This is a genomic window from Streptomyces polyasparticus (genome assembly GCF_014493765.1).
Classification (GTDB): Bacteria; Actinomycetota; Actinomycetes; order Streptomycetales; family Streptomycetaceae; genus Streptomyces; species Streptomyces polyasparticus.
Map to the genome: position 1 here is coordinate 171,585 of NZ_JACTVJ010000013.1, position 26,670 is coordinate 198,254.

Here is a 26,670-nt window from a genome sequence, read left to right on the forward strand (position 1 = left end):
GCCGGTACGGGGAAGCAGAGCCGCAGCCCCGTACCGCTCTCGGCCTTCCCGCGTTCGTGCGGCACCCGCACTCCCCCACGGACGGTCTGCGCACACTTTTCACGCACCCCCTGCAGCGCCGTGCCCGCACGCCGGGCGACGGTGGGATGTCCTCCCGCGTGGATCTCGTGCGCCCTCGTGCGGCATACGGCAACTCCCTTACATGGAAGGGGAACCGAATGAGAGGCAGCAGAATCGGGCTCGGTGCGATGGCGGCGGGTGCGCTCGCCGCGGGAGCACTGGCCTTCGCGCCGGCGGCGATGGCGGTGACGCCGGCGAAGGCCACCGCGAACTACGACTGCGGCAGCTGGGGCGGCGGCACGGCCGAGCTGAACGCGACGCAGTCGGGCTCCGGCATCACCATCCAGGTCAAGACCGCGATCACCACCCCCATCGCCATCGGCGCGGGCGATGTGACGACCGCGCTGAAGCTGACCCACAACGGGACCGGCGCCGCCACGTTCACCGGCAGCGCCAACCCGGCCATCCCCGCGTTCGGCGCGTTCGACAGCGGCGTGCTCACCAGCACGACCGCCTTCGCCGCCGGCGACACGCTGGACTCGTACTTCGGCGATGACCCGTCGCTGACCCTCACGGTCTTCGGCACCACGGTCGAGTGCTTCGCCACGAGCGTCCAGGACCCCGGCCCGTTCGTGGCCGACTGATCAGCGCGTCCCCGCAGCAGGACCGGTGCCGTTCACGGGCGGCACCGGTTCCTGCGCGCCCGGGACGGGGCGCGATCTTGACAGAACCTGATGGCCCATCAGTCCAGTTGGGCCGATTCCATTGACTTCTCACACAACCCGCACATCAATGGCCGCTTGTCGTCGCGGAAGAGCCGCCGCGTCGACATACTCGAGGAGGGGGCAACATGCCTTCAGGAAAAGGGAGTTACCGCGGCCGAAGACGCCGCTGGACTGCAGGGTTAGGGGTGCTCGCGCTCGGCGTCATGGCGGGCGGGGCGGCCCTGGCGACCCCGGCGGCCGCAGTACCGCAGGAAGTCGAGTTCACCACCGTCTGTACGCCTCCGTCGAACCTGGGTATTCCGCCCATCGAGGGGCCCACCAAGGCGAAGATCACCGTCACGCCGGCCAGTCCCAAGGTCGGTGACACCGTCACGGTCACGTACGAGGTGACCAAGCCGGCCTCGGGCAACCCCACGAGCGTGGCGCTGCCGGCGGACATCATGAAGCCGAAGGGCAAGGTGATCCTCGGCGGGGCCCAGACCGGTGAGGTCGCCGTCGAGGGACCGCGCAAGAACACCCCGGTGGCGGGGAACGCACCGTTCCCGGCCTTCTCGATGACCGGCACCTTCACGGTCACCGCTCCCGGCGACATCACCTTCTCGCCGGGTGACTACACCATCAACACCAACTACATCATCGACATCGACATCCCGTGTGTCGTCAAGACACCGCCGGCCCCGGTCTCCGAGACGGTCACGGCAACGGGTGGCGGTGACCCGACCAACCCGCGCAAGCTCACACTGAGCGCGGCATCCGGTGCTCCCGACGCCTATGTGACCGGCACTCTGTCGGGGTTCACGCCCAGCACGCCCGTCACGCTCGCGGGCTGGAACGGCACCGCGATCACCGCCGACAAGCTGACCGCCACCTCGACGGCTGCCGGCGGGCAGACGATGCGGATCAGGGTCAAGGATCCGGCGACGGTCGGCATCGTGGCCTTCGAGGGCGCCGCATGGGATCCGGCGAAGGGCGCGGGCCCGCAGCCGTACACCCTCACCACCCCCGGTGGTGGCGGCACGACCCTGGACCAGAACCTCAAGTCCTCGGTCAAGGCAGGGCAGTTGACCATGACGCAGGCCGGTAACGCGGTCATGATGTCGGGCGTCGACTTCGGCAAGGGCGGGCCGTCCACCGGCGCGCTGCAGCAGGTGACGGTCAAGGACTTCCGCGGTGGCCCCGCGGGCTGGTCCCTGACCGGCAAGGTCACCAAGTTCACCGGTCCGAACGGTGCGTACATCGACGCGGACAAGCTCAGCTGGACGCCGAAGTGTGCCACCAAGGCGGGCAGCCCGAGCCAGTGCGCCGCGGGCACCGCCGGTCCGGTCGGTGCATCGGGCGCGACGCTCGCGCAGACGCCCAACGCCGCGCTGACCGGTGGTGAGTTCACGGTCGACGCCGGACTGTCGCTGAACGTTCCCGAGTTCACGGCACCCGGTGAGTACGCGGGTGTGCTGACGCTCACCCTCACCTGACGGCTCCCCCCTCACGTCAGGCATCCGCACCCTTTTCACCGGCGGACCGGCCCCTCACAGGCCGGTCCGCCACCCATACGTTTCCGGGGGTCCGCGCACATGTACGTCCCGCCCGTGTCCACAGCTTTCCGAGGTGTCCGGCCGGCAGCATCCCGAACTGCCCGCCCCTGCGCGGCACTTGCGGCCGCCCTCGCGCTGCTCGCCGCCCTGCTCCTGGCCGTCGGCGCCCCGGCTCCGGCGCATGCCGCCGACAACGGCCGCTGGTCGGTCTATCCCACGTCCGCGCAGCCCGGCGGGCGGCCCTACTTCTATCTCACGGCCGACCCGGGTACGACGCTGACCGACAAGGTCACCGTCACCAACAAGGCCGAGGAACCGCTCACGTTCAAGCTGTACGCGGCCGACGCGTACAACACCGCGCGCGACGGCGGGTTCGCGGTGCGCTCACTCGGCGAGAAGCAGACCGGGATCGGCGCCTGGGCCAAGCCGGAGAAGACCCGCGTGACGGTGCCGCCGGGGTCCTCGCTCGACATCCCGGTGACGATAAAGGTGCCGGAAGGCGCCGAGCCCGGTGACCACCCCGGGGCCCTGGTCGCCCTGGACGAGAAGGTCGACCCGGCCGAGGGCTCCGTCGAGGTCGGTGTGCAGCGGGCGGTCGGTGCGCGGATCTATCTGCGGGTGGGCGGGCCGACAATGCCCGCGCTGTCCGTCGAGAACGTGAAGATGAACCACGACAAGCCGCTCGTGCCCGGCTTCGGCAAGAGCACCGCCACCATCACGTACACCCTGCACAACCGCGGCAATGTGACCCTGAACCCGAAGGTCGAGCTGAGTGCGAACGGCCTGTTCGGGCGCAAGCTGCTCGACCGCGATCTGAAGAAGGTCCCCTCGGAGCTGCTGCCGCGGCAGAAGGTCGAGCTCACCGAGCGCTGGAGCGGGGCGCCTCAACTGGACTGGGGCGACGTGCAGTTGACCGCCACGAGCCAGGACGTCAGGACGACGGGCTCGACGACGTTCTTCGCGCTGCCGTGGCTGGTGGCCGCGGTGCTCTTCGGGGTGCTGCTGGGTGGCGGCGGCACGTGGTTCGCGAAGCGGCGCAGGGCGCGCAGGGCCTGACCCCTGCGGGCCAGGCCCTGCTCAGCGCTGCCCGAACCCGATCGTCGGCACGGCCCTGCGCAGCGGCCAGGGCCGTGCCGACTCCGGTACGAGCCCCGCGAGAAACGCATAGCGCCTGAGCGCGGCCGGGTCCTGGTCCTCGTACGACTGGATCCTGCGCCACCACGCCCCGATCTCCGCCCACCCCGGCGCCGACAGCGAGCCGCCGAACTCCTGGACGGAGAGCGCTGCGGTCAGGCCGGCGAACGCAAGGCGGTCGGCGAGCGGCCAGCCCGCGAGGGTGCCGGTCACGAAGCCCGCGACGAACACATCGCCCGCGCCCGTCGGGTCAAGGGCCTCCACCTCGATCGCGGGAACCTCGGCGGTCTCGCCGGTCCGCCCGTCCACCGCGTACGCGCCCTCCGCGCCGAGCGTCACGACCGCGAGCGGTACGTGCGAGGTCAGGGCGCGGGCCGCGGCGCGCGGGCAGTCCGTGCGTGTGTAGCGCATCGCCTCCTCGGCGTTGGGCAGGAAGGCCTCGCAGTGCGCGAGGTCGGGCAGGGCGGCCAGATCCCAGCGTCCGCTCTCGTCCCAGCCGACGTCCGCGAAGATCATCGTGCCCTCGGCGGCGGCCTGCGCCACCCACTCCTCGCGCACCCCGGGCGTCAGCGAGGCGATGGCCGCGCGGGAGCGGGGCGGGCAGTCGGGGGCGGGTTCGACGGGCGGGGCGTCATGGCCGTGCGAGACCATCGTGCGCTCCCCCTCGTACGCCATCGAGACGGTCACCGGCGAGTGCCAGCCGTCGACCGTGCGCGACTGCGAGAGGTCGATGCCCTCGCCCTGTTCGAGCGCGTCCCAGCAGTACGAGCCGTAGTGGTCGTCGCCGAACGCGGCCGCGAGCGAGGTCCTGAGCCCGAGCCGGGCGAGCGCGGTCGCCATGTTGGCCACCCCGCCGGGGCTCTGCCCCATGCCGCGCGCCCAGGACTCGGTGCCCCGTACGGGGGCGGAGTCGAGGCCGGTGAAGATGATGTCCAGGAAGACGGTGCCGGTCAGATATACGTCCCACGGCGGTTCGTCCGGTGTGCGCAGGGCGGCGAGCGGATCGAGGCATCCCTTGTCCGCGGCCGGTCCGAAACGGCCGCCACCGTTCAGCAGCTGGGTGCCGTCGATAGCGCTCACGAGGTGCTCCGTAGGAGATATGCCTGCAGATCCGGCCAGTCTGCCTCAGGGGTCTGACAATCTCCTGCGATACGTTCCGTGGCATGAGGCTGACGATTCTGGGTGGCGGTGGGTTCCGGGTTCCGCTGGTGTACGGGGCGCTGGTGGGGTCCGAGGTGCGGGAGCTGACCCTGTACGACACGGACCGTGCGCGGCTCGACGTGGTGCGGTCGGTGATCGAGGGCATGGGGGCCGCCGAGGGGCCGAAGCTGCGGATCGCCGAGGACCTGGACGACGCGGTGCGCGGGGCCGACTTCGTGTTCTCCGCGATCCGCGTCGGCGGCACGGCGGGCCGGGTGCGCGACGAGCGCGTACCGCTCGCCGAGGGAGTGCTGGGGCAGGAGACGGTGGGCGCGGGCGGGGTCCTGTACGGGCTGCGCACGATCCCCGTGGCGCTGCGGATCGCCGAGCGGGTCAAGGAGCTCGCGCCCGATGCCTGGGTCATCAACTTCACCAACCCGGCCGGCATGGTGACCGAGGCGATGGCCTCGGTGCTCGGCGGGCGCGTGATCGGCATCTGCGACTCGCCGGTGGGCCTCGTCCGGCGCGCGGCGCGGGCCGCCGGAGCGGACCCGGAGACGGTGACGTACGACTATGTGGGCCTCAACCACCTGGGCTGGCTGCGGAAGTTGACCACTGCCGACGGCCGTGACCTGCTGCCCGGGCTGCTCGCGGACTCGTCGAAGCTCGGCACCTTCGAGGAGGGCCGGCTCTTCGGTGCGACCTGGCTGCACGCCCTCGGCTCACTGCCCAACGAGTATCTGCACTACTACTACTTCCGCCGCGAGACCCTCGCCTCCGTGGCCGAAGCCGCCGAGACCCGCGGCGAGTTCCTGGACCAGCAGCAGGGCGGGTTCTTCGGCCGGGCGCAACAAGAGCCTTCCCGCGCCTACGAGTTGTGGGAATCCACCCGCCGCGAGCGCGAGTCGACGTACATGGCGGAGTCCCGCGCGGCGAGCGGCGGCTGGGAACGCGACGCGTGCGACCTGGACGGCGGCGGCTACGACCAGGTGGCGCTCGCCCTGATGCGCGCCCTGTCCTCGGGCGCCGGCGCGCGTCTGATCCTCAATGTACGCAATGCCGGTACGGTCCCCGAGCTCCCGGCCGACGCCATCATCGAGACGGTCTGCGAAGTGGACGCGAACGGCGCCCGCCCCCTGCCCTGCGAGCCGCTCGGCCCGGCCGAGTTGGGGCTGATGCTGCAGCTCAAGGCGGTCGAGCGGGCAACGGTCGAGGCTGCCGTGTTCAAGGACCGTGATGCGGCGCTGCGGGCCCTTGCCCTGCATCCGCTGGTTGACTCCCCCGCGGTGGCCGCGCGGATCCTGGAGCGGATCGCGGCGGGCTAGCGGCCACGGGCGGACGGTACTCGCACCGGAGGCGGTCCGGCGCGCGCGGAGATCGAATGACTTCGCCGCATCATCAACTTCCCGTAGCGTCGGCGTAGTTGTGCTCGAAACCCAGCCGACGAAAGAGAACTGCCGATGCTGAAGAGCCTGGGCCGCAAGGCCACCGCCGCCGCTCCGATAGCCGCGCTGATGCTCGCGCTCACGCCGGGTGCCGCGTCCGCCCACCACACCGAGTGCGAGGGCAACGTCATCATGCGGATCCCCGCCGCCGACGGCGTGAAGGTGGCGGGTGCCTGTATGGAACCGCACGGCGAGACCCTGCGCGTACGGGACTACAAGGCGGATGGATACGGGGCCCGCGCGCAGGCCTACCGCAAGGTCCGTACCGAGTGGGTGAAGGTCGGCGGCGTCTGCTTCGACGACACCAGCACCGGAAACCCCGACCGCTATTGCGATCTCGCCATCGCCGAGACCACCGACGTGAAGATCAGGCTCTGGGAAGGCGCCTACGACATCTGGGGCCCGGTCTTCACCGTCTGACGCCGGTTTCGCCGTACGGCGGCAGCTGCCGCGACCGGGCGCCGGTCACCAGCGCGGCACGGCCGGCATGACCCAGTCGGGGTCGGCCACCCGCATCGCGGCCACGTCGTCCCGGTCACGGTGGGTGCCGTCGTCGTCGAGCCAGCGCCGGTGCAGGAACTCCAGGCGCTCGCGGTCGAGTTCGACGCCGAGGCCGGGTGCGTCGGACACCTCGATGCGGCCGCCCTCGAAGGGAAGGCGCCTGGTGATGACGTCCTCGGTCTGCCACGGGTAGTGGCTGTCACAGGCGTTGTCGAGGTCGCTCACGGTGGCCGCGACATGGGTCATCGCGGCCAGGCTGATGCCCGTATGGGTGTTGGAGTGCATGGACAGGCCGACGCCGAACGTGCGGCAGATCGCGGCGAGTTCCCGCGTCCTGAGCAGACCGCCCCAGTAGTGATGGTCGGACAGGACGACCTGGACCGCGCCTTTGGCGAAGGCCTCGGGTATCTCGGGGAACGTCGTCACGCACATGTTGGTGGCGAGCGGCACATCCGTGGCGGCGGCGACCTCGGCCATCTGCGCGGTGCCGAGCGTCGGGTCCTCCAGATACTCGAGGACGCCGCCCAGCTCGCGCGCGACGTACAGCGAAGTGGCCACGCTCCAGGCCCCGTTGGGGTCGAGCCGCAGCGGCCGGCCGGGGAAGGCCGCGGCGAGGGCGCGGATCGCGGCGATCTCCTCGTCGGGCGGGAACACCCCGCCTTTGAGCTTGAACGAGCCGAAGCCGTAGTCGCGCACGAAGCGCCGCGCCTGTTCCACGACGCCCGCCGGGTCGAGCGCCGCACCCCAGTCGTCGCGCTGGCCCGCGCCGCCCGGGTGCTCGGCCCAGCGGTAGAAGAGGTACGCGCTGTACTCGACGGCGTCGCGCACCTTGCCGCCGAGCAGCGCGTGCACCGGCAGACCGAGCGCCTTGCCGAGCGCGTCGAGGCAGGCGACCTCGAAGCCGGAGACGACGGACAGACGCAGCTTGTCGGCGGTCTGCACACCGCGCTGGCCGCCGACGTCGACGCCGGACTCGGGGGCGCCGGAACCGGGGATCCGGGCGGCGAGCGCATGCAGCCCGTTCAGCCCGTCGACCCGGCGACCGGGCAGCGCCGCGGCCAACTCCCGCGCGAGCGCCAGGTACTTGGCGTCCCCGTAGGTCTCGCCGACGCCGGTGATCCCGTCGGCCGTGACCACCTCGACGATCAGCCGGGGCGTGTACGGCTGGTGCACGCCATGGGTGTTCAGCAGCGGCGGATCCGCGATGAGGACCGGTGTGAGCCGCACTTCTGCGAGGGAGAGAGCGGTGGAGAGATCGGTCATGCGTCAGCAGTCTCCGTATGCAGATGTCGTCTACGTATGAAGATGGAGACTAGGGAGGTGAACATCAGGGGGTCAAGGGATCGGACCCACGGATTACGATCACCGCATGCCGGCAGAGGAGAGCGCACCCCACACCCCCGCAGACCAGCCCCCCGCGGGCGGCGTGCGCGAGGTGAAGTCCGCCGCGCGCACCGTCGAGCTGCTCGAAGTGCTCGCCGCGCGCGGTGACCGGCCCGCGCGTCTGCGGGAGCTGGCCGAGGAGCTCGGTGTCCCGCGCAGCTCCATGTACGCGCTCCTGCAGACCCTGATCGACCGCGGGTGGGTGCGCACCGACACCACGGGTTCGCTGTACGGGATCGGCATCCATGCGCTGCTGACCGGCACCAGCTATCTGGACAGCGATCCGCGCGTACGGATCGTGCGGCCCTATCTCGACGAGGCCTCGGAGGCGCTCGGCGAGACGATCCATCTGGCCCGGCTCGACGGCACGGACGTGGTGTACCTGGCCACGCGCGAGTCCCATGAATATCTGCGGACGTTCTCGCGCGTGGGCCGCCGGCTGCCCGCGCATGTGGGCGCGCTGGGCAAGGCGCTGCTCGCGCAGGCCCCGGACGAGCGGCTTCCGCAGGGCGAGTTGGAGCAGCTCACGCCCAACAGCCACACCACCGCCGCGTCCCTGGCCGCCGATCTCGCCGAGGTGCGGGCGCGCGGCTATGCGATCGACCGCGAGGAGGGCGTCCTCGGCATCGCGGGCTTCGGCTTCGCGCTGCGCTACGACGATCCGGCGGTGGACGCGATCAGCTGCTCGGTGCCGGTCGCTCGGCTCACCGAGGAGCACGAGCAGCGGATCGTGGCCGTGATGCGGGAGATCCGCACGAAGATCGAGTCGGTGGCGCCGCGCGCGTCCGGCAGCGCGCAGTGGCGCTGAGCGCGGCGCCGCTCCGAACGGACGACCCACGCCTCAGCACCGCTCCCCAGCGGACGACCCGCGCCTCAATTCCTCTTCGGCACAGCCACCCGCATCAGATCCGCCGCCACCGTCAACTCGCCCTCGAACCCGGCCGCCCGCGCCTGCCGCTCGAACTCGGCCGGATCGGTGTACCGCTGCGAGAAGTGCGTGAGCACGAGATGCCGCACCCCGGCATCGCGCGCGACCGCCGCCGCCTGCCCCGCGGTCAAGTGCCCGTGGTCCTCGGCCAGTCGGAGGTCCTCGTCGAGGAACGTGGACTCGATGACCAGCAGATCGCACGCCTCCGCCAGCGCGTGGACCCCGTCGCACAGCCGCGTGTCCATCACGAAGGCGAACCGCTGGCCGCGCCGCACCTCGCTGACGTCCTCGATACGGACGCCCCCGAGCACTCCGTCGCGCTGCAGCCGCCCCACGTCGGGCCCGGCGATCCCGCGGGCCCGCAGCGCCTCGGGCAGCATCCGGCGCCCGTCGGGCTCGACGAGCCGGTACCCGAAGGACTCCACGGGATGCGAGAGCCGCCGCGCTTCGAGCCGGTACGCGGGCGTCTCGGCGAGCACACCGTCCGCGGCGACCGGCGCCTCGGCCAGCTGCACGGTCTCGCGGTAGGCCGTCGCGTACCGCAGCCGCTCGAAGAAGTGCTGTCCGCTCGCCGGGTAGTGCGCGGTCACGGGGTGCGGCACCCGGTCCAGGTTGATGCGCTGGATGACGCCGGCGAGCCCGAGCGAGTGGTCGCCGTGGAAATGCGTGACACAGATCCGGTTGAGGTCGTGCGCGGCGACCCCGGCCCGCAGCATCTGCCGCTGCGTGCCCTCGCCCGGGTCGAAGAGGATGCCCTCGCCGTCCCAGCGCAGCAGATAGCCGTTGTGGTTACGGTGCCGCGTGGGCACCTGGCTCGCGGTGCCGAGCACCACGAATTCCCGTGACGACAAAGGAACTTACCGACTCTCGTACGTAACCGACGTCAGCCCGGAGGCCACTGCAGCCCGCGCCCGCCCAGGACGTGCGCATGCGCGTGGAACACCGTCTGCCCGGCACCGGAGCCGGTGTTGAACACGATCCGGTAGCTCTCCAGCTTCTCCTCGGCCGCGACCTCCCCCGCCTCGCGCAGCACATCGCCGGCGATCGCGGGCTCGGCGGCGGCGAGCGAGGCGGCGTCCGGGTGGTGCACCTTCGGGATCACCAGGACATGCGTCGGCGCCTGCGGATTGATGTCACGGAAGGCGACGGTCGTCTCGCTCTCGCGGACGACGGTGGCCGGCACATCGCCCGCCACGATCTTGCAGAACAGACAGTCGGCCTGCGGTTCTCCGGCCATGGGGCCGCCTCCCTCTGGGTCCGCCGATGAGCTCCTGCGCATGCTACAAGGGGCGTTCGCACGGCGGAGCCAAGTGTCACAGTGGGTTCCGGTTCTGTGCTCTGCCTCACTGCGAGCCCCCGGAAGGCGTGAGTAGGGTCCGCCAGATGCCCACTCTTGAACTCGCGCGGAGGCAGGCCCCAGCGGGCGCGGCCCCCACTCCCGCCCCTCGCACCAAGGGCAGGGACCCCTACTTCGACAACGTGAAGTACGCGGCGATCGTGCTGGTGGTCGTCGGGCATTCCTGGGAACTGCTGCGCGGCGAAAGCCGCGTCCTGGAAGCGGCGTACCTCCTTCTCTACGCGTTCCACATGCCGGCTTTCATCATCATCTCCGGGTACTTCTCGCGGAATTTCCGCACCACCGAGGGACGTGTCGGCCGGCTGGTCGCCACCGTCCTCGTGCCGTATCTCGTGTTCGAGCTGGCCTACACCCTCTTCGAGCGGGCTTTCGCCGATCCGGGGCAGCGTCTGACGCCCACGGACCCGTACTGGCTGATGTGGTTCCTGGCGGCACTGTTCATCTGGCGGCTCACCACCCCGATCTGGCTGGCCCTGCGCCGGCCGGTGCTGATCGCTTTCGCGCTCTCCGTGGTGGGGCTCGTGGCGCAGGGCATAGGCAACGACTTCCAGCTGCGCCGGGTGCTTCAGTTCCTGCCCTTCTTCGTGCTCGGCCTGGTACTCAAGCCCGAACACTTCGGGCTGATCCGCCGCCGTGCGACGCGGCTGCTCGCTCTGCCCGTGGTCGCCGCCGCGGCCGTCCTGGCGTACTGGGCGGTGCCGCGGATGTCGACGAGCTGGTTCTACCGCCGGGACGGCGTCACGGAGCTGGAGGTGTCGGCCGGCGTGGGCGTGGCCATGGCGGCCGCCCTCTTCGTCTGCTCGACAGTCCTGTCGATCTGCTTCTTCGCCCTGGTGCCCGGCCGCAGGCTGCCGGTCACCGCGCTCGGGGCCGGGACCATCACCGGCTACCTGCTGCACGGCTTCGTCATCAGGGGCGTCGAGTACGCGGGCTGGCACCACACCCACTGGCTGCACACCCCCGGCGGCAAGCTCGCGATCACGGCGGCGGCCGTCCTGGGAGCGACGCTGCTGTGCACCCGTCCGGTGCACCGCGCGCTGTCCTTCGTCGTCGAGCCCAAGCTGAACTGGATCTTCAAGGACCGGAACCCCGAGACGTCAACCGCTTCGCCGCGTATGTGATCTGCATAACCTTGTTCCGCTTCCGTACAACCCTCTTCCTCTCTGCGTTGTCCCACATTCACCGTCGCGCGATGTGTCCTTCGCGCTTCGTTCACTTTGTGTCGCAGAAAGGCAAGCGTCAGTGGCTGCTCGCTTTACCGATCGTGTTCCCGATGAGCTGGCCCGGCGCCTCAGGTACCTGCCGGAGGCCACGCCCGAGGAGCAGCAGCTCTTCCTCGCCGACGCGAAGAGGTTCGTGGCGGGGCTCGACCGCAAGGTCCTGCGCACCGCGGGCCCCATCACCAGGACGAAGTGGCAGCTCGCCGCGGACGGGCGGCTGTCCGAGCTGCTCGCGGTGCTCGCGCACGACCGTGAGCACCCGGCCACCATCAAGGTGCAGGGTCTGCGCACCGCGCGGCTGTCCCTGCCCGGTCTCGACTCCTCCGTCCTGCCGGACGACATCGCCACCCTGAACCGCAAGGACATCCCGGTCCGCAGCAGGATCACGGAGCTCGACTGGGCGGACGGCAAGCTGCGCGTACGGGGCTACGCGTACGTCGCGAACGTCCCGTTCGAGAAGGGCGGCCTGCGGATGGCCGCCCTGCGCCGCCGGGGATCGAAGCGCGTCGTCCCGCTGCGGATCCGCAGCTTCGTCGAGCCCGCGGCGACGGCCGAGTCCAAGCAGTCGATGCACAACTTCGACGGCTCCGGCTTCGAACTCAGCGTGAACCCGCGGCAGCTGCGCCGCCGCGGCGGCTGGCAGTCCTCGAAGTGGGACCTCGGCATGATCATCGCCGGCCCCGGCAACCTGTACGCCGGCCGGCTCGCCAAGGGCAACCTGGGCAGTGCGGTCGACGGACTCGTCCGCCGCCTCGACGACGGGGTCCGGCTGGTCGCCACGTTCCCCAAGAACCGGCTCCAGCTCACCGTGGACGTGGTGCCCGCCGAGGTCACCGGGCACTCCGTCGACAACGGCATCCTCACTCTCGTCGTCCGGGCGCGTCCGGACAGCGAGCCGAAGACGCTGCGCATCGAGCAGCCCGTGAAGGACGCTCCGCCCGCGTTCTCCATGGAGTTCCCGCTGGAGCGGCGCTCCGGCGGCCAGGGCTGGATCCAGTACGAGGCCCGCGTCCCGCTGGACAAGCTCCCCACGGCACAGGACGCCCTCGGCGCAACGGCCGACCTGCACACGATGATCCGCTTCGCCGACGGCAAGGAGCGGCGGGCGACGGTCGCCGAGACGATGACCGCGCGCGCCTATCCGCACGGTACGGACGAGGAGATCGCGGTCGACACGGACGCGGTGGGTGTCTTCCGCCTCCGGGCACAGGCGCGCCGGCCGGTGGTGGACCGGGTGGAGTGGAACGCGGCCGGCGAGCTCACCGTCGAGGGCAGTTACAGCGGCCCCGGCGACCGCATGCGGCTGCTCCTGCGGCACACGGGCCGGCACGAGGACCGGGCTCTGGACATGTCCTTCGCCGACGGCCGGTTCACCGCCTGCTTCACGCCCGACGCCGTGTCCACGTACGAGGGTGAAGTGCCGCTGCGCGCCGGACGGTGGCACTTCAACTTCCGCGCCGTGGAGGAGTGGGACCACGTCCGGGACATCCCCGTCACCCTGCGGCAGGACCTGGTGGAAACGCTGCCCAAGCGCTGGCAGGGCGGTCGGCGGACCTACACGGTCGGGCGCAGCTCGTTCGACCGTTTCTTCCTGGAGTCGGGATCCGTTCTGGGCCCTGACGAAACCGGCGGGTACCGGCAGCGGAAGCTGCGCGAGAAGTTCCACACCCAGCAGCGCGAACTGCCGATCAAGGAAGCCGTGCTCTACGCGAGCTTCGGCGGCAAGCAGTTCTCGGACTCGCCGCGGGCGGTCTACGAGGAGCTGGTGCGCCGCGGCGTCGAGGTGGAGCACATCTGGACGGTCTCCGACGAGCAGGCCGTGGTGCCGGAGGGTGTCACCACCGTCGAGTGGGCCAGCAAGGAGTGGTACGAGGCGCTGGCCACGAGCCGCTATCTGGTCTTCAACCACGGCATCCGCGACTGGTTCCAGCGGCGCGAAGGGCAGGTGGTGGTGCAGACGTGGCACGGCACCCCGCTGAAGAAGATCGGCGCGGACCTGCTCGGCACCCCCAAGGCGAATCTCGCGTACATCGCCAGCCTCAACGACCGGTTCAGCCAGTACAGCTTCCTGGTGTCGCCGAACGCGTTCACCACTCCGATCATGAAGAACGCGTTCCGTGCGACCTGCGAGATCCTCGAGTCCGGCTATCCGCGCAACGACATGTTCCACTCCGCCGACAAGGAGGAGCGGGCCGCGCTGGTCCGAGCCCGGCTCGGCATCCCCGAGGGCAAGAAGATCGTGCTGTACGCGCCGACCTGGCGGGACGACCAGCGCTACGGCGGCCGCCGCTTCAAGCTGGACAACCAGGTCGATCTGGGCGCGGCGCAGCGGGTGCTCGGCGACGACCACGTCTTCCTCTACCGCAAGCACCCGAAGGTGCTCGACAGCATCCCCGGTGCCGGCCAGGGCTTCGTGCACGACGTGACCAGCTACCCGGACATCGCCGAGCTGTACCTGATCGCCGACGTACTGATCACGGACTACTCGTCGGTGTTCTTCGACTTCGCCCACTCCGGCAAGCCGATGCTCTTCTTCACGTACGACCTGGAGCACTACCGCGACGAGCTGCGAGGCCTGTACTTCGACCTCGGTGAGCGTGCGCCCGGCCCGCTGATCAAGACCTCGGACGAGCTCATCGCGGCGATCCGGGACATCGACGAGGTGAGCCGCACCTACCAGGAGCGCTACGAGCAGTTCGCCCGGGACTTCTGCGAGCCGTCCGACGGGCACGCCGCGGAGCGGGTGGTGGACCGGATGCTGGAGCTCTCGGCCGGGCACGTGCTGCCCGCCCCCTCCGCCGAGGCGCAGCCGGTGCGCTGACCTTCCGGTGGCGAAGGCGCCCTTCCCGCTCGTACGAAGCGAGCGGGAAGGGCGCCTTCGCCATAGGAAAGGGCGCCTTCGTCGTACGTCCTCAGTCCCGGCCGAGTCCCGGAAGGTCCGGGGCCGCCTTCGCCGGTGTGCGCTCCAGTTCCTCCAGGGCCACCCGTATCGCCGTGTCCAGCTGGGGATCGCGGCCTGCCGCATGGTCCTGCGGGGCGGTCACCACCTCGATGTCCGGGTCGACGCCGTGGTTCTCCACGTCCCAGCCCGGGCCCTCCAGCCAGATCGCGTACTTGGGCTGGGTGACCAGGGTGCCGTCGACCAGACGGTAGCGGCTGTCGATGCCGATGACGCCGCCCCAGGTGCGCACGCCGACGACCGGGCCGATGCCGAGTGCCTTGATGGCGGCGTTGACGATGTCGCCGTCCGAGCCCGAGAACTCGTTGGCCACCGAGACCACCGGGCCGCGCGGCGCGTCCGCCGGATAGCTGAACGGGCGGCGGCCGCGCGGCAGGTCCCAGCCGACGATGCGGCGGGCGAGCTTCTCGACCACGAGCTGCGAGGTGTGGCCGCCGCGGTTCTCGCGCACGTCCACGACCAGGCCCTCGCGGGCCACCTCCACGCGCAGGTCGCGGTGGATCTGGGCCCAGCCGGGCGCCTGCATGTCGGGGACGTGGAGATAGCCGAGGCGGCCGCCCGACCGCTCGTGCACATACGCGCGGCGGCCGGCGACCCAGGCGTGGTAGCGCAGCGGTTCCTCGTCGGCGAGCGGGACCACGACCGCATGGCGTACGTCGCCGCCGCCGGAGGGCGAGACGGTGAGCTCGACGGTCTTGCCGGCCGAGCCGACCAGGAGCGGTCCCGGGCCGCGCAGCGGGTCCACGGGCCGGCCGTCGACGGCGACCAGGGCGTCGCCGGGGCGGACCGCGACGCCTGGTGCGGCGAGCGGGGAGCGCGCGTACGGGTCGGAGGTCTCCGAGGGCAGGATGCGGTCGATCCGCCAACTGCCGTCCTCGTGCCGGGAGATGTCGGCGCCGAGCAGGCCCTGGCGCGTATCGGATGAGCCGTAGCCGCCGTACGGGGTGACATAGGCGTGCGAGGTGCCGAGCTCGCCGTGCACCTCCCAGAGGAGGTCGACCAGGTCGTCGTGGGTGGCGACGCGTTCCAGGACCGGGCGGTAGCGGTCGAGGACGCCGTCCCAGTCGATGCCGCCGAGGTCGGGGCGCCAGAAGTTCTGGCGCATGAGCCGGCCGGTCTCCTCGTACATCTGCCGCCATTCCGCGGCGGGTTCGATCTGCTGGCGGATACGGGACAGGTCGACGGTGATGTTGGAGTCGCTGCTCTCGTCGGTGGAGGGGCGGCGGTCGCTGGGGATGACCTTCAGGACCTCGCCGGTGTGCAGCAGGACGCGCTTGCCGTCGCCGGTGACGGTGAAGTGGTGGGCGTCGGTGGCCAGTTCCTCGATCTGCTGCTGCGCCAGGTCGTAGCGTTCGAGCTCGGTGCGCGGGCCCGGGTCGTCGGGGGTGGCGCGGGAGACGCCGAGTGCGCCGCGTACGGGATGGCGCAGCCACAGGACGCCGTCCTTGGCTGCCCGCAGGGTGGAGTAGCGGGCGGCCTCGACGGGGAACGGGATGATCCGGTCGGCGAGTCCGTCGAGGTCGATCCGGGTCGCGGGCTGGTCCTCGCCGCCCGGGACCTCCTCGCTCTTCTCGGTGGACTCGAAGGGGCGGCCGTGGCGCTGCGGTCCGAAGGGGGACGGGGTGGTCGCCGCGAGCGTGATCAGGTGCGGGCGGCAGGCGCCGACGAAGGCGAGGTCGAAGACATGCGCGTCGTAGACCGGGTCGAAGGAGCGCTCCGAGAGGAACGCGAGGTGCTTGCCGTCGAGCGTGAAGGCCGGCGAGAAGTCACGGAAGCGCAGTGGCGTGGCCTCGGTGACGGAGAGGTCGGCGGTGTTGGCGAGCTTCAACTGCCGTAGCGGGGAAGGGCCCGCGTGCGACCAGGCGAGCCAGGCCGAGTCCGGCGAGAAGACCAGGCCGGTGGCGTCGCCGTCCTCGCTTCTGTCCACCTCGCGCACCTCGCCGCTCTCGCGGTCGACCAGGAGCACCCGGCCGTCGTGCGAGGCGACCGCGGCGCGGCTGCCGTCGGGCGCCATCGCGAGTGAGAGGACCCGCCCCAACTGCCCGGCGGCGACCCGCCGTACGGAAGCGCCCGTGGCGACCCCGGCGGCGGGCGCGAACTCCAGGGCGTCCTCGCCCTCGGCGTCCGTCACCCAGACCACGTGCTCCTCGCCGCTGACCCGGAAGGTGCGCGGCAGCCGGGCCCGTACACCAGGAGTGGAGGCGAGCGCCCGCGCCGGGCCTTCGCGGTGCGTCACCCAGTGGATCGAGCCGCGTACGGACACGGCGCTGCCCCGGCCGGTGTGGTCGGGCGCGGTCGCGCCGAGGAAGCGGTCGGCCTTGACGGGGTGCGGCTGCAGATCGACGCGCTGCCCGCCGAGCCGGATGTCGAGCAGCCGCGGTTCGCTGTCGAGATCGTCGACGACCCACAGCTGACCGGCACTTGTGTACACGACCCGCTGCCCGTCGCTCGCCGCGTGCCGCGCGTAGTAGCCCTCGGCCGGGCTGTGCCGCCGCAGGTCCGATCCGTCCGGCAGCGAGGAGTGGAGCGCCCCGACCCCTTCGTGATCCGACAGGAACGCGATCCGCTCCCCCACCCACAGCGGGTATTCGAGATTCCCGTCCAACTCCTCGTGCACGCGGGTGAATTCACCCTCCCCGCCCAGGTCGATCCACAGCTTCCCCGCCGTACCGCCGCGATACCGCTTCCAGTACGCGGCCTCGCGCCCCATCGACACGGAGACGAGCAGCACCTGCCCGTCGGGCCCCCAGGCGACATCGCCGACCGGCCCGTACGGCAGCCGCGTCGCGGGCCCGCCGTCGAGCGGGACGTCCCAGGCCCACTGGCGGCGCAGGGAGGCCTGGCCGTACGTGGTGACGGCGAGGATGCCGCCATCGGGGGTCCAGCCGCGGACCGAGGTCTTGAGACTCCCCCAGTGCGTCAGGCGCTCGGCCCGCCCGCCGTCGACGGGCGCGTAATGCACCTCGGGCGCGCCGTCCCGGTACGAGGTCCAGGCGACATGGCGGCCGTCCGGGGATATCCGCGGATGGCTCACGGGCATGTTGTCCGCACTGACCCGCCAGGCACGCCCGCCCTCGAGCGGTGCGATCCAGACGTCGTCCTCCGCCGTGAAGGCGACCAACTCGCCGTGCACATGCGGGTATCGGAGATACGAGGGATGCGGGAGGTTCGAGGGGGTGGTCACGGCCACACCTTAAGCAGGGCCTCTACCGCTCCGGGAGTCCCAGTGGGAACCTGTCTCGTATGGGCGCATTGAGGCGTTTACGCGATCGCCGGGTCCTGGCCGCGACCGGGGCGGTGGCTGCCCTGACCTTGGGCGTCACCGCATGCCAGGACATCGCCGGAGGGCTCAACACGGTCGCCGTGGCGATCACCACGGACCAGAAGGGCACCGACGCCCTGGAGCGCAAGGGCGTGGACGTCCAGTGGCTCAGCTGCACTTCGACCTACGGCGAGGGCGGCGGCACGCCGAACTCCTCCAAGTCCCCTTCCGTACGCAGCATCGCGACGGTGGACTGCGAGGGCAGGACCAAGGACGGCCGCGACATCACCCTCACGGGCAAGGTGACCGAGGAGCTGGGCGGTGCGTGCGTACGGGGTGATCTGACGGGCAAGGTCGGGGGCAAGACCGTCCTGCGGGCGAAGGTCCTGGGCAACTGCGCGGACGCGCCGCCGAGTTCACGTCCGCCGGGGAACGGCCCGCAGCCGACCGTCACGGTGACGACGACGGTGACCGTGTATCCGCCGACCTGCGACTGCCGTCCCGGAAAGTGACGCGGCGTGGGCGTGCGCTCAGGAGAACCCGCCGGCGAGGAACACGATCCCCAGGGCGATCAGCGTCGCGGCCGCGATGCCGCCGCCGATGTACCCGAAGATCCGCCCCACCCGCTCCGTGGCCGGGCCTCCTCCTGCCAGCCGAGCTCCTCGGCGAACCCCCGGATCAGCCGGTGCCCGTCCGCGGAACGGAAGCTCTGCCGCCCCGAGCCGTCCACCGCACTGCTGAAGGTGCGATAGCGGGCGCGGCCCCGCTCCACCGTGCTGCTCCACTGCCCGGCCGGACCGCGCTGCTGCGTACGGACCACGTCCGTGATGGTGAAGGTGTTCGCCGCCGGCCGCAGCACCACCTGATACGTGTGCCGCTTCCGCACGTACCGCGACGGCTCGGGCACGTCCACGGCCAGCTCGAAGCCCTGCCCGGTGCGCTGCCAGTCGTACGCGGGCTCGGCGGCTTCCCTGACCCGGGCGCAGAACTCCTCGACGTCGGCGCTGCTCCGGCTCACGACTGTCGCCACTATCCCCAGCGCCCCGTCCGTCCGAGGAGCAGCGCCGCCGCGGCGGTACCCGCCGTGGACGTCCGCAGCACACTGGGCCCGAGCCGGTACGGCTTCGCGCCCGCCGCGGCGAACGCCTCCAACTCCTTCGGGGACACGCCCCCTTCGGGCCCTACGACGAGGACGATCGATCCGGACGCCGGCAGCTCGGCGGACGCGAGCGGCTCGCTGCCCTCCTCGTGCAGGACGGCCGAGAACGACGCCTCGCCCAGGAGCGCGGCCACCTGCTTGGTGGAGGCGAGTTCGCCGACCTCGGGGAAGCGCAGCCGGCGCGACTGCTTGCCCGCCTCGCGCGCCGTCGCCCGCCACTTGTTGAGGGACTTGGCGCCCCGCTCGCCCTTCCACTGCGTGATGCAGCGGGACGCGGCCCACGGCACGATGCCGTCCACACCCGTCTCGGTCATGATCTCGACGGCGAGCTCACCGCGGTCGCCCTTGGGCAGCGCCTGCACGACAGTGATCCGCGGCGCAGGCTCCGGCTCCTCGCGCAGCTCGGACGCCTCGACGAAGAGCTTGTCCTTGCCCTCCGTGCGCAGCACGTGCCCGGCCGCCGCCCGCCCTTGACCGTCGGTGAGCACGATCTCCTCACCGATCTGGAGCCGGCGCACGGACACGGCATGCCGGCCCTCCGGCCCGTCGAGCGTGAGCACGGCACCGGGCCCGGCCCCTTCGAGGGACTCGACCACGAACACGGGGGCGGTCATGCCGCACCCCTGGCGCCCAGCGAGGAGGCCGCGGACCGGTACTCGGCGGCGAGCACCTCGACCAGCTGCGCGGCCGGCAACTCCCGTGCCATCCGGTGTCCTTGACCGGCCCACAGCGCCATGCCCTGCGCGTCCCCGGCCTTCGCGGCGGCCTTGCGCAGCCCGCTCGTGAGGTGATGCACCTGCGGATACGCGGCCGGCGCATAGGGCCCGTGCTCGCGCAGGAACCGGTTGACCAGGCCGCGGGCGGGCCGCCCGGAGAAGGCCCGGGTCAGTTCCGTCCGTACGAACATGGGGTTGGTCACGGCCTGCTTGTGCAGCACATTGGCGCCGGACTCCGGGCACACCAGGAAGGCTGTGCCGAGCTGCGCCATGTCCGCACCGGCCGCAAGGGCCGCCGCGATCTGTCCGCCGCGCATCAGACCGCCCGCGGCGATGATCGGCAGCTGCACGGTCTCGCGCACCTGCGTGATCAGCGAAAGGAGCCCGATCCCCGCGCCGTCCGCCTGCGGATCGTCGCGGTGCGTGCCCTGGTGGCCGCCGGCCTCGATGCCCTGCACGCACACCGCGTCGGCCCCCGCCCACTGCGCGGCCTGCGCCTCCTCGGGCGTGGTGACGGTGACGACGCTGTACGTGCCGACGCGGGCCAGGGCGTCGAGCACATCGCGGCTCGGGCAGCCGAAGGTGAAGGAGACGAGCGGCACCGGGTCCTCGACGAGGATCGCCAGCTTGGCGTCGAAGCCGTCGTCGGGATCGGCGTCCGGATCGCCGAGGGGGGTCTCGTACCAGGCGGCCTCACCGGCGAGCTGCGCCGAGTAGACGGAGACCGCGGCCTTGTCGGCCAGCTCGGGCTGCGGCATGAACAGATTCACCCCGAAGGGCTGCCCGGTCAGACCGCGCACCTGCTTGATCTCCTGGTACATGCCGTCGGCCGTCTTGTACCCGGCGGCGAGAAAACCGAGCCCGCCCGCCTCGGAGACGGCAGCGGCCAGAGTGGGGCAGGAGGCGCCACCCGCCATGGGGGCCTGCACGATCGGGTGGGGGCAGAGATCGGTCAGTGCGGTGGACATGACGGCATCGTGCCACGTCCGCCGTTCCCTGCTAAATCGGGCCTGCCCTCCTCTCGTACGAGAGGAGGGCAGGCCCGCAAGCGCACAACTCAGCGCCCGTTGAAGGCGTCCTTCAACCGCGAGAACAGACCCTGCTGGCCGGGCTGGAACTGACCCGTGGGCCGCTCCTCACCGCGCAGCGCCGCCAGCTCCCGCAGCAGCCGCTCCTGCTCGGGATCCAGCTTCTGCGGCGTCATGACCTCGACATGCACGATGAGGTCACCGCGCCCGCCGCCCCGCAGATGCGTGACGCCACGGCCGTGCAGCGGGATCGACTGACCGGACTGCGTGCCGGGCCGGATGTCGACCTCCTCCATCCCGTCCAGCGTCTCGAGCGGCACCTTCGTACCGAGCGCGGCCGCCGTCATCGGAATGGTCACCGTGCAGTGCAGATCGTCGCCGCGCCGCTGGAACACCGGGTGCGGCAGCTCGTGGATCTCGACATAGAGGTCACCGGCGGGACCGCCACCGGGGCCCACCTCGCCCTCGCCGGCGAGCTGGATCCGCGTGCCGTTGTCGACACCGGCCGGGATCTTCACGGTCAGCGTGCGCCGCGACCGAACGCGGCCGTCACCGGCGCACTCCGGGCACGGGGTCGGCACCACGGTGCCGAAGCCCTGGCACTGCGGGCACGGCCGCGAGGTCATGACCTGGCCGAGGAAGGACCGCGTGACCTGCGAGACCTCACCGCGGCCGCGGCACATGTCACAGGTCTGCGCGGAGGTGCCGGGCGCGGCACCCTCACCGGAACAGGTCGAGCAGACGATCGCCGTGTCGACCTGGATGTCCTTGGTGGTGCCGAACGCGGCCTCGTCCAGCTCGACCTCGAGCCGGATCATCGCGTCCTGGCCACGGCGCGTACGGGAACGGGGTCCGCGCTGGGACGCCGTACCGAAGAACGCGTCCATGATGTCCGAGAAGTTCCCGAACCCGCCCTGGCCGAAGCCGCCGGCACCACCGCCGCCGGAGGCCGACAGGGGGTCTCCGCCGAGGTCGTAGACCTGCTTCTTCTGCGGGTCGGAGAGCACCTCGTAGGCGGCGTTGATCTCCTTGAACCGCTCCTGGGTCTTCGGGTCCGGATTCACATCCGGGTGCAGCTCGCGGGCGAGTCTGCGGAAGGCCTTCTTGATCTCGTCCTGGGAAGCGTCGCGGCGCACGCCGAGTACGGCGTAGTAGTCCGTGGCCACTTACGACTCCGCCAGGATCTGTCCGACGTAACGTGCCACTGCGCGTACTGCTCCCATCGTTCCGGGGTAATCCATGCGGGTCGGGCCGACCACGCCGAGCTTGGCGACTGCTTCGCCGCCCGAACCGTAGCCGACCGAGACGACCGACGTGGAGTTGAGCCCCTCGTGGGCATTCTCATGCCCGATCCGTACGGTCATGCCCGAGTCCGTGGCCTCGCCGAGCAGTTTGAGGAGCACGACCTGCTCCTCGAGTGCTTCGAGCACCGGCCGGATCACGAGCGGGAAATCATGTCCGAAGCGCGTCAGATTGGCGGTGCCGCCGATCATCAGCCGCTCTTCGGTCTCCTCGACAAGGGTCTCGAGAAGCGTCGCGAGGACGGTCGCGACCGTCCCCTGGTCGTCCCGGTCGAAGGACTCGGGAAGATCCTGGACGAGCTGCGGCACGTCGGAGAACCGGCGTCCCGCCACTCTGCTGTTGAGCCGGGCCCGCAGATCCGCGAGCGAACTCTCACCGAACGGCGCCGGGCAGTCGACATGCCGCTGCTCGACCCGCCCCGTGTCCGTGATCACCACGAGCATCAGGCGCGCGGGCGCGAGCGAGAGCAGTTCCACATGCCGCACCGTGGACCGGGTCAGCGAGGGGTACTGCACGACGGCGACCTGCCGCGTGAGCTGCGCGAGCAGCCGTACGGTCCGGCCGACGACGTCGTCGAGATCGACGGCCTCGTCCAGGAAGCTCTGGATGGCACGGCGCTCGGGAGCCGACAGCGGCTTGACGCCGGCCAGCTTGTCGACGAAGAGCCGGTACCCCTTGTCCGTGGGAATCCGCCCGGCACTCGTATGAGGCTGGGCGATGAACCCCTCGTCCTCCAGGGCCGCCATGTCATTGCGGACGGTCGCGGGCGAGACCCCGAGCTTGTGCCGCTCGGTGAGGGCCTTCGACCCCACCGGCTCCTCGGTGCCCACATAGTCCTGGACGATGGCGCGCAGCACCTCGAGCCTGCGTTCACTGAGCATCCGCGCACCTCCATCTGTCGATCCCGGTCCGGCCGTCTGGCACTCATGACGTGCGAGTGCCAGCAAAGCTTCTGGTCAGTGTACGGCCGTCGGGTGCCGCCCCGGCAAGGCCGGTCCGGCCCGATGCGGATAGCGTCACGGTATGAACCTCAGTTGGGAAGAGTTCGGCTGGGAGGAGCTTGCCGACGGAGTCGGCCGCAGACGGCTCCCCGTCTGGGACGCGACCGTCGCGCTCGTCGTCGGCTCCTCGGGCGCGCTCCTCTTCGACACGGGCTCCTCACTGCGCGAGGGCGCCGAGATCCGCACACAGGTGCAGGCGTTGCTCGGCGGACGCCGTGTCACGCACATCGCCCTCAGCCATGCGCACTTCGACCACGTCCTCGGCACGGCCGCGTTCGCCGGCGCGCAGATCTACGCGGCGGCGGGCATGGAACAGGTCCTTTCGGCCGGGCTCGAGGAGCTCCGCCTCGACGCGGTGCGCCAGGGCGTCCCCGAGAACGAGGCGTCCGCCGCCGCCGACATCGTCATCCGGCCGCACCACCTCATCACCCATGAGTGGAGCATCGACCTGGGCGGCGGCCGCGAAGTCCTGCTCGCGCTCGCCGGCCCCGCGCACTCCACGTACGACCTGGTCGCCTGGATCCCGGACGCGGAACTCCTCCTGTGCGGCGATCTCGTCGAGGAGTCGGGCGATCCGCAGGCCGGACCGGACGCCACCCCCGGCCTGTGGCCGCACGCCCTCGACCGCCTGCTCGAACTCGGCGGACCCGAGGCCCGCTACGTGCCGGGGCACGGTTCGGTGGTGGACGCGAAATTTGTCCGTACGCAGCGCGAGGCCCTGGCCGCAAGGTTCGGCGTGTCGTAACCCGCCCGGCCCACCGCTTTCCTATTGTCGGCCGAATGCGCAGCTACAGCCCCGACCTGACCCCGCCGTGGAAGAAGCCGAAGCCGGTGCCGACCGTGGAGGCGACCACGGACCTGGTCGTCGAGGAGGTGGCGACGGGCTTCTGCGGCGCGGTGATCCGCTGCGAGGCGGGCACGGTCACCCTCGAGGACCGCTTCGGCAAGCACCGGGTGTTCCCGATGGAACCGCGCGGCTTCCTCCTGGACGGCAAGGTCGTGACCCTCACCCGCCCCACGGGCGCGGCCCCCGTACGTCCCACCCGTACGGCATCCGGCTCGGTCGCCGTACCGACGGCCCGTGCGCGGGTGGCACGGGCCGGCCGTATCTATGTCGAGGGCCGTCACGACGCCGAACTGGTCGAGAGGGTCTGGGGCGACGATCTGCGCATCGAGGGCGTGGTCGTGGAGTACCTGTCGGGCATCGACGACCTCCCGGCCATCGTCGCGGAGTTCGCCCCGGGCCCGGACGCCCGCCTGGGCATCCTGGTCGACCACCTGGTCCCCGGCTCGAAGGAGTCCCGTATCGCGGCCTCGGTCACGGGCGCGGACGGCGGCAATGTCCTCGTGGTCGGCCACCCCTACATCGACGTATGGGAAGCGGTGAAGCCCTCCGCGGTGGGCATCGCCGCCTGGCCCCGCATTCCGCACGGCGAGGACTGGAAGACGGGCATCTGCCGCGCCCTCGGCTGGCCGCCGAACACGGGCGCCGCCTGGCAGCACATCCTGTCCAAGGTCCACTCGTACAAGGATCTGGAGCCGGAACTCCTCGGCCGCGTCGAGGAACTGATCGACTTCGTCACGGGCGACGGTGGCGCGTGATGCCCGGCAGCGTCGGGAACTCCGTGGTGTCGAGTTCGACACCGAGCAGGTCCACCTGCACCCGGAGCCCGAACTTCGTCGTGCGCTCCACCTGGTAGTCGGCTGCCTCGCCCTTCCCGGTCGGCTCCGTGAGCAGCATGCACTGGCCGGCCATCGGGTCGATGATCAGGTACGCGGGGACCTCGCCTGCCGCGTAGATCGACCGCTTCTCGCCGTAGTCGCGGTCCACGCTGGTTTTGGAGACGACCTCGACGACGAGGGTGATGATCTCGGCGGGCAGCAGCCGCCCCTGTGCCGGACCGGCACCTCGTTCGAGAACGACGAGGTCGGGCTGGGGCTCGCTGCTCTCCCCCCGGATCGCGATGTCCTGGGTCTGGAGCCGATCCCAGGCCCTGCGTGGAATCTGGTCCTGAACGTCCTGGACGATCCGGTTGTGGACCAGATCCGGCCCGGCCACCATCACAATGTCCCCCCGGAGGAGCTCAGCCCTGTAGCCCTCCGGAACCTCGAGGTTCTCGAAGAACTCGACGACGTCAGGGACTGGCCGGTCATCCACAGCGGTCATCTCCGTGGCCCTCCGCTTCTCGCCATCGCTCGTGCGACAGCAGCGTAGGAACAGGGTAGGCAGGCACGTCCGAGATTCGCACGGGTTCACTCAGCCGTGTGATCGTCCCGCTCGACGACCTGCGTGGCCAGTACCGCCCTATAGGACCGGACAGTCTTCAGTGGCTCGGCGTCGCGTACGACCCGGAGCAGCGAACTGTCCCGGTCGATCTCGCCCGCCGCGCAGAGTTGCAGATGTGCACGAGCCGTCCAGGGTTCGAGCCCAGCACGGGCGGGCCCCGGCCCACGCATCCCACCGGATACGGGTGACCTGCTCGCCACTTGACGACCGGCGCCCGGCCCATCCCGTGGCGCTCGGCGCCGACACGGGGAACTCAGCGGCAGCCGCCTCAGTCCACCAGGTCCCTGACCACCGCATCCGCCAACAGCCGCCCCCGCAGCGTCAGTACGGCCCGCCCTTCCCCGTACGGAACGGGGTCGAGCAGACCGTCCGCGAGCGCGCGCTCGGCGGCCGCGAGACCGGCGGGCTTGAGCAGGGACAGCGGGCAGCCGTCGATGAGCCGGAGTTCGAGCAGGATCCGCTCGACGCGCCGGTCCTCCTGCGAGAGGAGCTCACGCCCCGCCCCCGGCGAGGCACCCTCGGCGAGCCGGCCCGCGTACGCCCCCGGATGCTTGACGTTCCACCACCGCACCCCGCCCACGTGGGAGTGGGCGCCGGGCCCCGCGCCCCACCAGTCGGCGCCGCGCCAGTAGAGCTCGTTGTGCAGACAGCGGGCCGCCTCGGACGTGGCCCAGTTGGACACCTCGTACCAGTGGAAACCTGCCGAGGAGAGCACCTCGTCCGCCATCAGATAGCGGTCCGCGTGCACATCGTCGTCCGTCATCGGGACCTCGCCGCGGCGGATCCGGCGGGCGAGCTGGGTGCCCTCCTCGACGATCAGCGCGTACGCGGACACATGGTCGGGACCCGCACCGAGCACCGCGTCCAGGGAAGCCTTCCAGTCGTCGTCGCTCTCCCCCGGCGTGCCGTAGATCAGGTCGAGGTTGACGTGCTCGAAGCCCTCGGCGCGCGCCTCGGCCACACAGGCCTCCGGCCGCCCCGGTGTGTGCGTACGGTCGAGGATCTTGAGCACATGCTGCTTCGCGCTCTGCATCCCGAAGGAGACCCGGTTGTAGCCCCCGGCGCGCAGCGCCGCGAGATACGCGGGGTCGACCGAGTCCGGATTGGCCTCGGTGGTGACCTCGGCCCCGTCCGCGAGCCCGAACTCGTCCCTGATCGCGCCGAGGATCCGTACGAGATCGGCGGCGGGCAGCAGCGTCGGCGTGCCACCGCCCACGAACACGGTCTCGACGGCCCGCGGATCGTCTCCGAGGACCTTCCTGGCCAGCCGGATCTCGTCGATCAGGGTGTCGGCGTAGTTGTCGCGCGAGGCGAGCACGCCCCCGGATCCGCGCAGCTCACTGGCGGTGTACGTATTGAAGTCGCAGTAGCCGCAGCGGGTGGCGCAGTACGGCACGTGGACATAGAACCCGAGGGGCCGCTCCGCACTGCCGGACAGTGCGGAGGCGGGCAGCGCCCCGTCGGAGGGCACGGGTTCCCCGTCGGGAAGAGCAGAAGGCATGCCCCTATTGTCAACCACCCGGCGCGGGGA

Annotated in this window: 23 protein-coding genes; 11 read left to right on the top strand and 12 right to left on the bottom strand. The window is 71.0% G+C overall.

The features are described 5' to 3' along the window. Nucleotides 1-218 precede the first annotated feature (218 nt). The 3 genes from H9Y04_RS27075 to H9Y04_RS27085 all read left to right on the top strand — a co-directional run bounded on the left by H9Y04_RS27075 (nucleotide 219) and on the right by H9Y04_RS27085 (nucleotide 3,373). Nucleotides 219-704 carry a hypothetical protein gene (locus tag H9Y04_RS27075; RefSeq protein ID WP_187816658.1) on the top strand — a complete coding sequence of 162 codons (486 nt, stop codon included), beginning with the start codon at nucleotides 219-221 and terminating at the stop codon, nucleotides 702-704. Between the two features lie 206 nt (nucleotides 705-910). Beyond that, nucleotides 911-2,257 carry a beta-xylosidase gene (locus tag H9Y04_RS27080; RefSeq protein ID WP_187816659.1) on the top strand — a complete coding sequence of 449 codons (1,347 nt, stop codon included), beginning with the start codon at nucleotides 911-913 and terminating at the stop codon, nucleotides 2,255-2,257. Between the two features lie 114 nt (nucleotides 2,258-2,371). Further along, on the top strand, nucleotides 2,372-3,373 hold the full coding sequence (locus tag H9Y04_RS27085) for a WxL protein peptidoglycan domain-containing protein (RefSeq protein WP_438818152.1): 1,002 nt from the start codon (nucleotides 2,372-2,374) through the stop codon (nucleotides 3,371-3,373). Nucleotides 3,374-3,394: 21 nt separating this feature from the next. Here the strand turns inward: H9Y04_RS27085 and H9Y04_RS27090 are convergent, their stop codons facing one another. Then, complete coding sequence (locus H9Y04_RS27090; protein ID WP_187816798.1) at nucleotides 3,395-4,507, bottom strand: carbohydrate kinase family protein; 1,113 nt, start codon at nucleotides 4,505-4,507, stop codon at nucleotides 3,395-3,397. Nucleotides 4,508-4,614: 107 nt separating this feature from the next. Between H9Y04_RS27090 and H9Y04_RS27095 the strand changes: the two genes are divergently transcribed. Together H9Y04_RS27095 and H9Y04_RS27100 are read left to right on the top strand one after the other, a co-directional pair. Then, nucleotides 4,615-5,916 carry a 6-phospho-beta-glucosidase gene (locus tag H9Y04_RS27095; RefSeq protein ID WP_187816661.1) on the top strand — a complete coding sequence of 434 codons (1,302 nt, stop codon included), beginning with the start codon at nucleotides 4,615-4,617 and terminating at the stop codon, nucleotides 5,914-5,916. Between the two features lie 135 nt (nucleotides 5,917-6,051). Beyond that, nucleotides 6,052-6,456, top strand: a complete 405-nt coding sequence (locus H9Y04_RS27100; protein ID WP_187816662.1) for a hypothetical protein — start codon at nucleotides 6,052-6,054, stop codon at nucleotides 6,454-6,456. A gap of 45 nt (nucleotides 6,457-6,501) precedes the next feature. On the opposite strand, the gene H9Y04_RS27105 is transcribed toward H9Y04_RS27100, so the two are convergent. Further along, nucleotides 6,502-7,800 carry an enolase C-terminal domain-like protein gene (locus H9Y04_RS27105; protein ID WP_187816663.1) on the bottom strand — a complete coding sequence of 433 codons (1,299 nt, stop codon included), beginning with the start codon at nucleotides 7,798-7,800 and terminating at the stop codon, nucleotides 6,502-6,504. Between the two features lie 106 nt (nucleotides 7,801-7,906). Here H9Y04_RS27105 and H9Y04_RS27110 point away from each other — a divergent pair, with 106 nt between their 5' ends. Further along, nucleotides 7,907-8,728, top strand: a complete 822-nt coding sequence (locus tag H9Y04_RS27110) for an IclR family transcriptional regulator (protein WP_187816664.1) — start codon at nucleotides 7,907-7,909, stop codon at nucleotides 8,726-8,728. Between the two features lie 65 nt (nucleotides 8,729-8,793). Here H9Y04_RS27110 and H9Y04_RS27115 read toward each other — a convergent pair whose 3' ends face one another. Continuing rightward, on the bottom strand, nucleotides 8,794-9,699 hold the full coding sequence (locus tag H9Y04_RS27115; RefSeq protein WP_187816665.1) for a ribonuclease Z: 906 nt from the start codon (nucleotides 9,697-9,699) through the stop codon (nucleotides 8,794-8,796). A 32-nt stretch (nucleotides 9,700-9,731) separates the two neighbouring features. Continuing rightward, nucleotides 9,732-10,085 carry a histidine triad nucleotide-binding protein gene (locus H9Y04_RS27120; RefSeq protein ID WP_187816666.1) on the bottom strand — a complete coding sequence of 118 codons (354 nt, stop codon included), beginning with the start codon at nucleotides 10,083-10,085 and terminating at the stop codon, nucleotides 9,732-9,734. 146 nt (nucleotides 10,086-10,231) lie between these two features. Between H9Y04_RS27120 and H9Y04_RS27125 the strand changes: the two genes are divergently transcribed. Further along, nucleotides 10,232-11,326 (top strand): acyltransferase family protein, encoded by a 1,095-nt coding sequence (locus H9Y04_RS27125; protein WP_187816667.1) that lies wholly within the window; start codon nucleotides 10,232-10,234, stop codon nucleotides 11,324-11,326. Nucleotides 11,327-11,447: 121 nt separating this feature from the next. Further along, nucleotides 11,448-14,246: a CDP-glycerol glycerophosphotransferase family protein gene (locus tag H9Y04_RS27130; RefSeq protein ID WP_187816668.1), complete on the top strand. Its 2,799-nt coding sequence runs from the start codon at nucleotides 11,448-11,450 to the stop codon at nucleotides 14,244-14,246. Nucleotides 14,247-14,337: 91 nt separating this feature from the next. Here the strand turns inward: H9Y04_RS27130 and H9Y04_RS27135 are convergent, their stop codons facing one another. Next, on the bottom strand, nucleotides 14,338-17,568 hold the full coding sequence (locus H9Y04_RS27135; RefSeq protein WP_187816669.1) for a S41 family peptidase: 3,231 nt from the start codon (nucleotides 17,566-17,568) through the stop codon (nucleotides 14,338-14,340). Nucleotides 17,569-17,627: 59 nt separating this feature from the next. Between H9Y04_RS27135 and H9Y04_RS27140 the strand changes: the two genes are divergently transcribed. After that, entirely contained in the window at nucleotides 17,628-18,158 is a 531-nt protein-coding gene (locus H9Y04_RS27140) for a hypothetical protein (protein ID WP_236071483.1), read from the top strand. Between the two features lie 59 nt (nucleotides 18,159-18,217). Here the strand turns inward: H9Y04_RS27140 and H9Y04_RS27145 are convergent, their stop codons facing one another. The 5 genes from H9Y04_RS27145 to hrcA form a co-directional block, all read right to left on the bottom strand. After that, nucleotides 18,218-18,664 carry a hypothetical protein gene (locus H9Y04_RS27145; protein ID WP_187816670.1) on the bottom strand — a complete coding sequence of 149 codons (447 nt, stop codon included), beginning with the start codon at nucleotides 18,662-18,664 and terminating at the stop codon, nucleotides 18,218-18,220. A gap of 11 nt (nucleotides 18,665-18,675) precedes the next feature. Further along, nucleotides 18,676-19,419, bottom strand: a complete 744-nt coding sequence (locus tag H9Y04_RS27150; protein WP_187816671.1) for a 16S rRNA (uracil(1498)-N(3))-methyltransferase — start codon at nucleotides 19,417-19,419, stop codon at nucleotides 18,676-18,678. Beyond that, entirely contained in the window at nucleotides 19,416-20,489 is a 1,074-nt protein-coding gene (locus H9Y04_RS27155) for a nitronate monooxygenase (protein ID WP_187816672.1), read from the bottom strand. The genes H9Y04_RS27150 and H9Y04_RS27155 overlap by 4 nt, the downstream gene beginning before the upstream one ends. Before the next feature lie 89 nt (nucleotides 20,490-20,578). Further along, nucleotides 20,579-21,715, bottom strand: coding sequence for a molecular chaperone DnaJ (gene dnaJ / locus H9Y04_RS27160; protein ID WP_187816673.1), 1,137 nt, complete (start codon nucleotides 21,713-21,715; stop codon nucleotides 20,579-20,581). Then, nucleotides 21,716-22,732, bottom strand: coding sequence for a heat-inducible transcriptional repressor HrcA (gene hrcA, locus H9Y04_RS27165; protein WP_187816674.1), 1,017 nt, complete (start codon nucleotides 22,730-22,732; stop codon nucleotides 21,716-21,718). It lies immediately after the preceding gene. 142 nt (nucleotides 22,733-22,874) lie between these two features. On the opposite strand from hrcA, the gene H9Y04_RS27170 reads away from it, so the two are divergent. Both H9Y04_RS27170 and H9Y04_RS27175 read left to right on the top strand, forming a co-directional pair. Further along, nucleotides 22,875-23,597, top strand: coding sequence for an MBL fold metallo-hydrolase (locus H9Y04_RS27170; RefSeq protein ID WP_187816675.1), 723 nt, complete (start codon nucleotides 22,875-22,877; stop codon nucleotides 23,595-23,597). Between the two features lie 35 nt (nucleotides 23,598-23,632). Next, nucleotides 23,633-24,454 (top strand): DUF3097 domain-containing protein, encoded by an 822-nt coding sequence (locus H9Y04_RS27175; RefSeq protein WP_187816676.1) that lies wholly within the window; start codon nucleotides 23,633-23,635, stop codon nucleotides 24,452-24,454. Here the strand turns inward: H9Y04_RS27175 and H9Y04_RS27180 are convergent. Together H9Y04_RS27180 and hemW are read right to left on the bottom strand one after the other, a co-directional pair. After that, a complete protein-coding gene (locus H9Y04_RS27180) occupies nucleotides 24,432-25,019 on the bottom strand; it encodes a Uma2 family endonuclease (protein ID WP_187816677.1) in 588 nt (195 codons plus the stop codon). The genes H9Y04_RS27175 and H9Y04_RS27180 overlap by 23 nt on opposite strands. A gap of 388 nt (nucleotides 25,020-25,407) precedes the next feature. Then, complete coding sequence (hemW, locus tag H9Y04_RS27185; RefSeq protein WP_187816678.1) at nucleotides 25,408-26,640, bottom strand: radical SAM family heme chaperone HemW; 1,233 nt, start codon at nucleotides 26,638-26,640, stop codon at nucleotides 25,408-25,410. Nucleotides 26,641-26,670: the final 30 nt, after the last annotated feature.

Coding starts and splice junctions, on each gene's coding strand:
- H9Y04_RS27175 (WP_187816676.1), top strand. CDS start 23,633: ATGCGCAGCTACAGCCCCGACCTGACCCCGCCGTGGAAGAAGCCGAAG.
- H9Y04_RS27155 (WP_187816672.1), bottom strand. CDS start 20,489: ATGTCCACCGCACTGACCGATCTCTGCCCCCACCCGATCGTGCAGGCC.
- H9Y04_RS27075 (WP_187816658.1), top strand. CDS start 219: ATGAGAGGCAGCAGAATCGGGCTCGGTGCGATGGCGGCGGGTGCGCTC.
- H9Y04_RS27140 (WP_236071483.1), top strand. CDS start 17,628: ATGGGCGCATTGAGGCGTTTACGCGATCGCCGGGTCCTGGCCGCGACC.
- H9Y04_RS27080 (WP_187816659.1), top strand. CDS start 911: ATGCCTTCAGGAAAAGGGAGTTACCGCGGCCGAAGACGCCGCTGGACT.
- H9Y04_RS27095 (WP_187816661.1), top strand. CDS start 4,615: ATGAGGCTGACGATTCTGGGTGGCGGTGGGTTCCGGGTTCCGCTGGTG.
- H9Y04_RS27170 (WP_187816675.1), top strand. CDS start 22,875: ATGAACCTCAGTTGGGAAGAGTTCGGCTGGGAGGAGCTTGCCGACGGA.
- H9Y04_RS27100 (WP_187816662.1), top strand. CDS start 6,052: ATGCTGAAGAGCCTGGGCCGCAAGGCCACCGCCGCCGCTCCGATAGCC.
- H9Y04_RS27180 (WP_187816677.1), bottom strand. CDS start 25,019: ATGACCGCTGTGGATGACCGGCCAGTCCCTGACGTCGTCGAGTTCTTC.
- hrcA (WP_187816674.1), bottom strand. CDS start 22,732: ATGCTCAGTGAACGCAGGCTCGAGGTGCTGCGCGCCATCGTCCAGGAC.
- H9Y04_RS27120 (WP_187816666.1), bottom strand. CDS start 10,085: ATGGCCGGAGAACCGCAGGCCGACTGTCTGTTCTGCAAGATCGTGGCG.
- hemW (WP_187816678.1), bottom strand. CDS start 26,640: ATGCCTTCTGCTCTTCCCGACGGGGAACCCGTGCCCTCCGACGGGGCG.
- H9Y04_RS27125 (WP_187816667.1), top strand. CDS start 10,232: ATGCCCACTCTTGAACTCGCGCGGAGGCAGGCCCCAGCGGGCGCGGCC.
- H9Y04_RS27150 (WP_187816671.1), bottom strand. CDS start 19,419: ATGACCGCCCCCGTGTTCGTGGTCGAGTCCCTCGAAGGGGCCGGGCCC.
- H9Y04_RS27105 (WP_187816663.1), bottom strand. CDS start 7,800: ATGACCGATCTCTCCACCGCTCTCTCCCTCGCAGAAGTGCGGCTCACA.
- H9Y04_RS27110 (WP_187816664.1), top strand. CDS start 7,907: ATGCCGGCAGAGGAGAGCGCACCCCACACCCCCGCAGACCAGCCCCCC.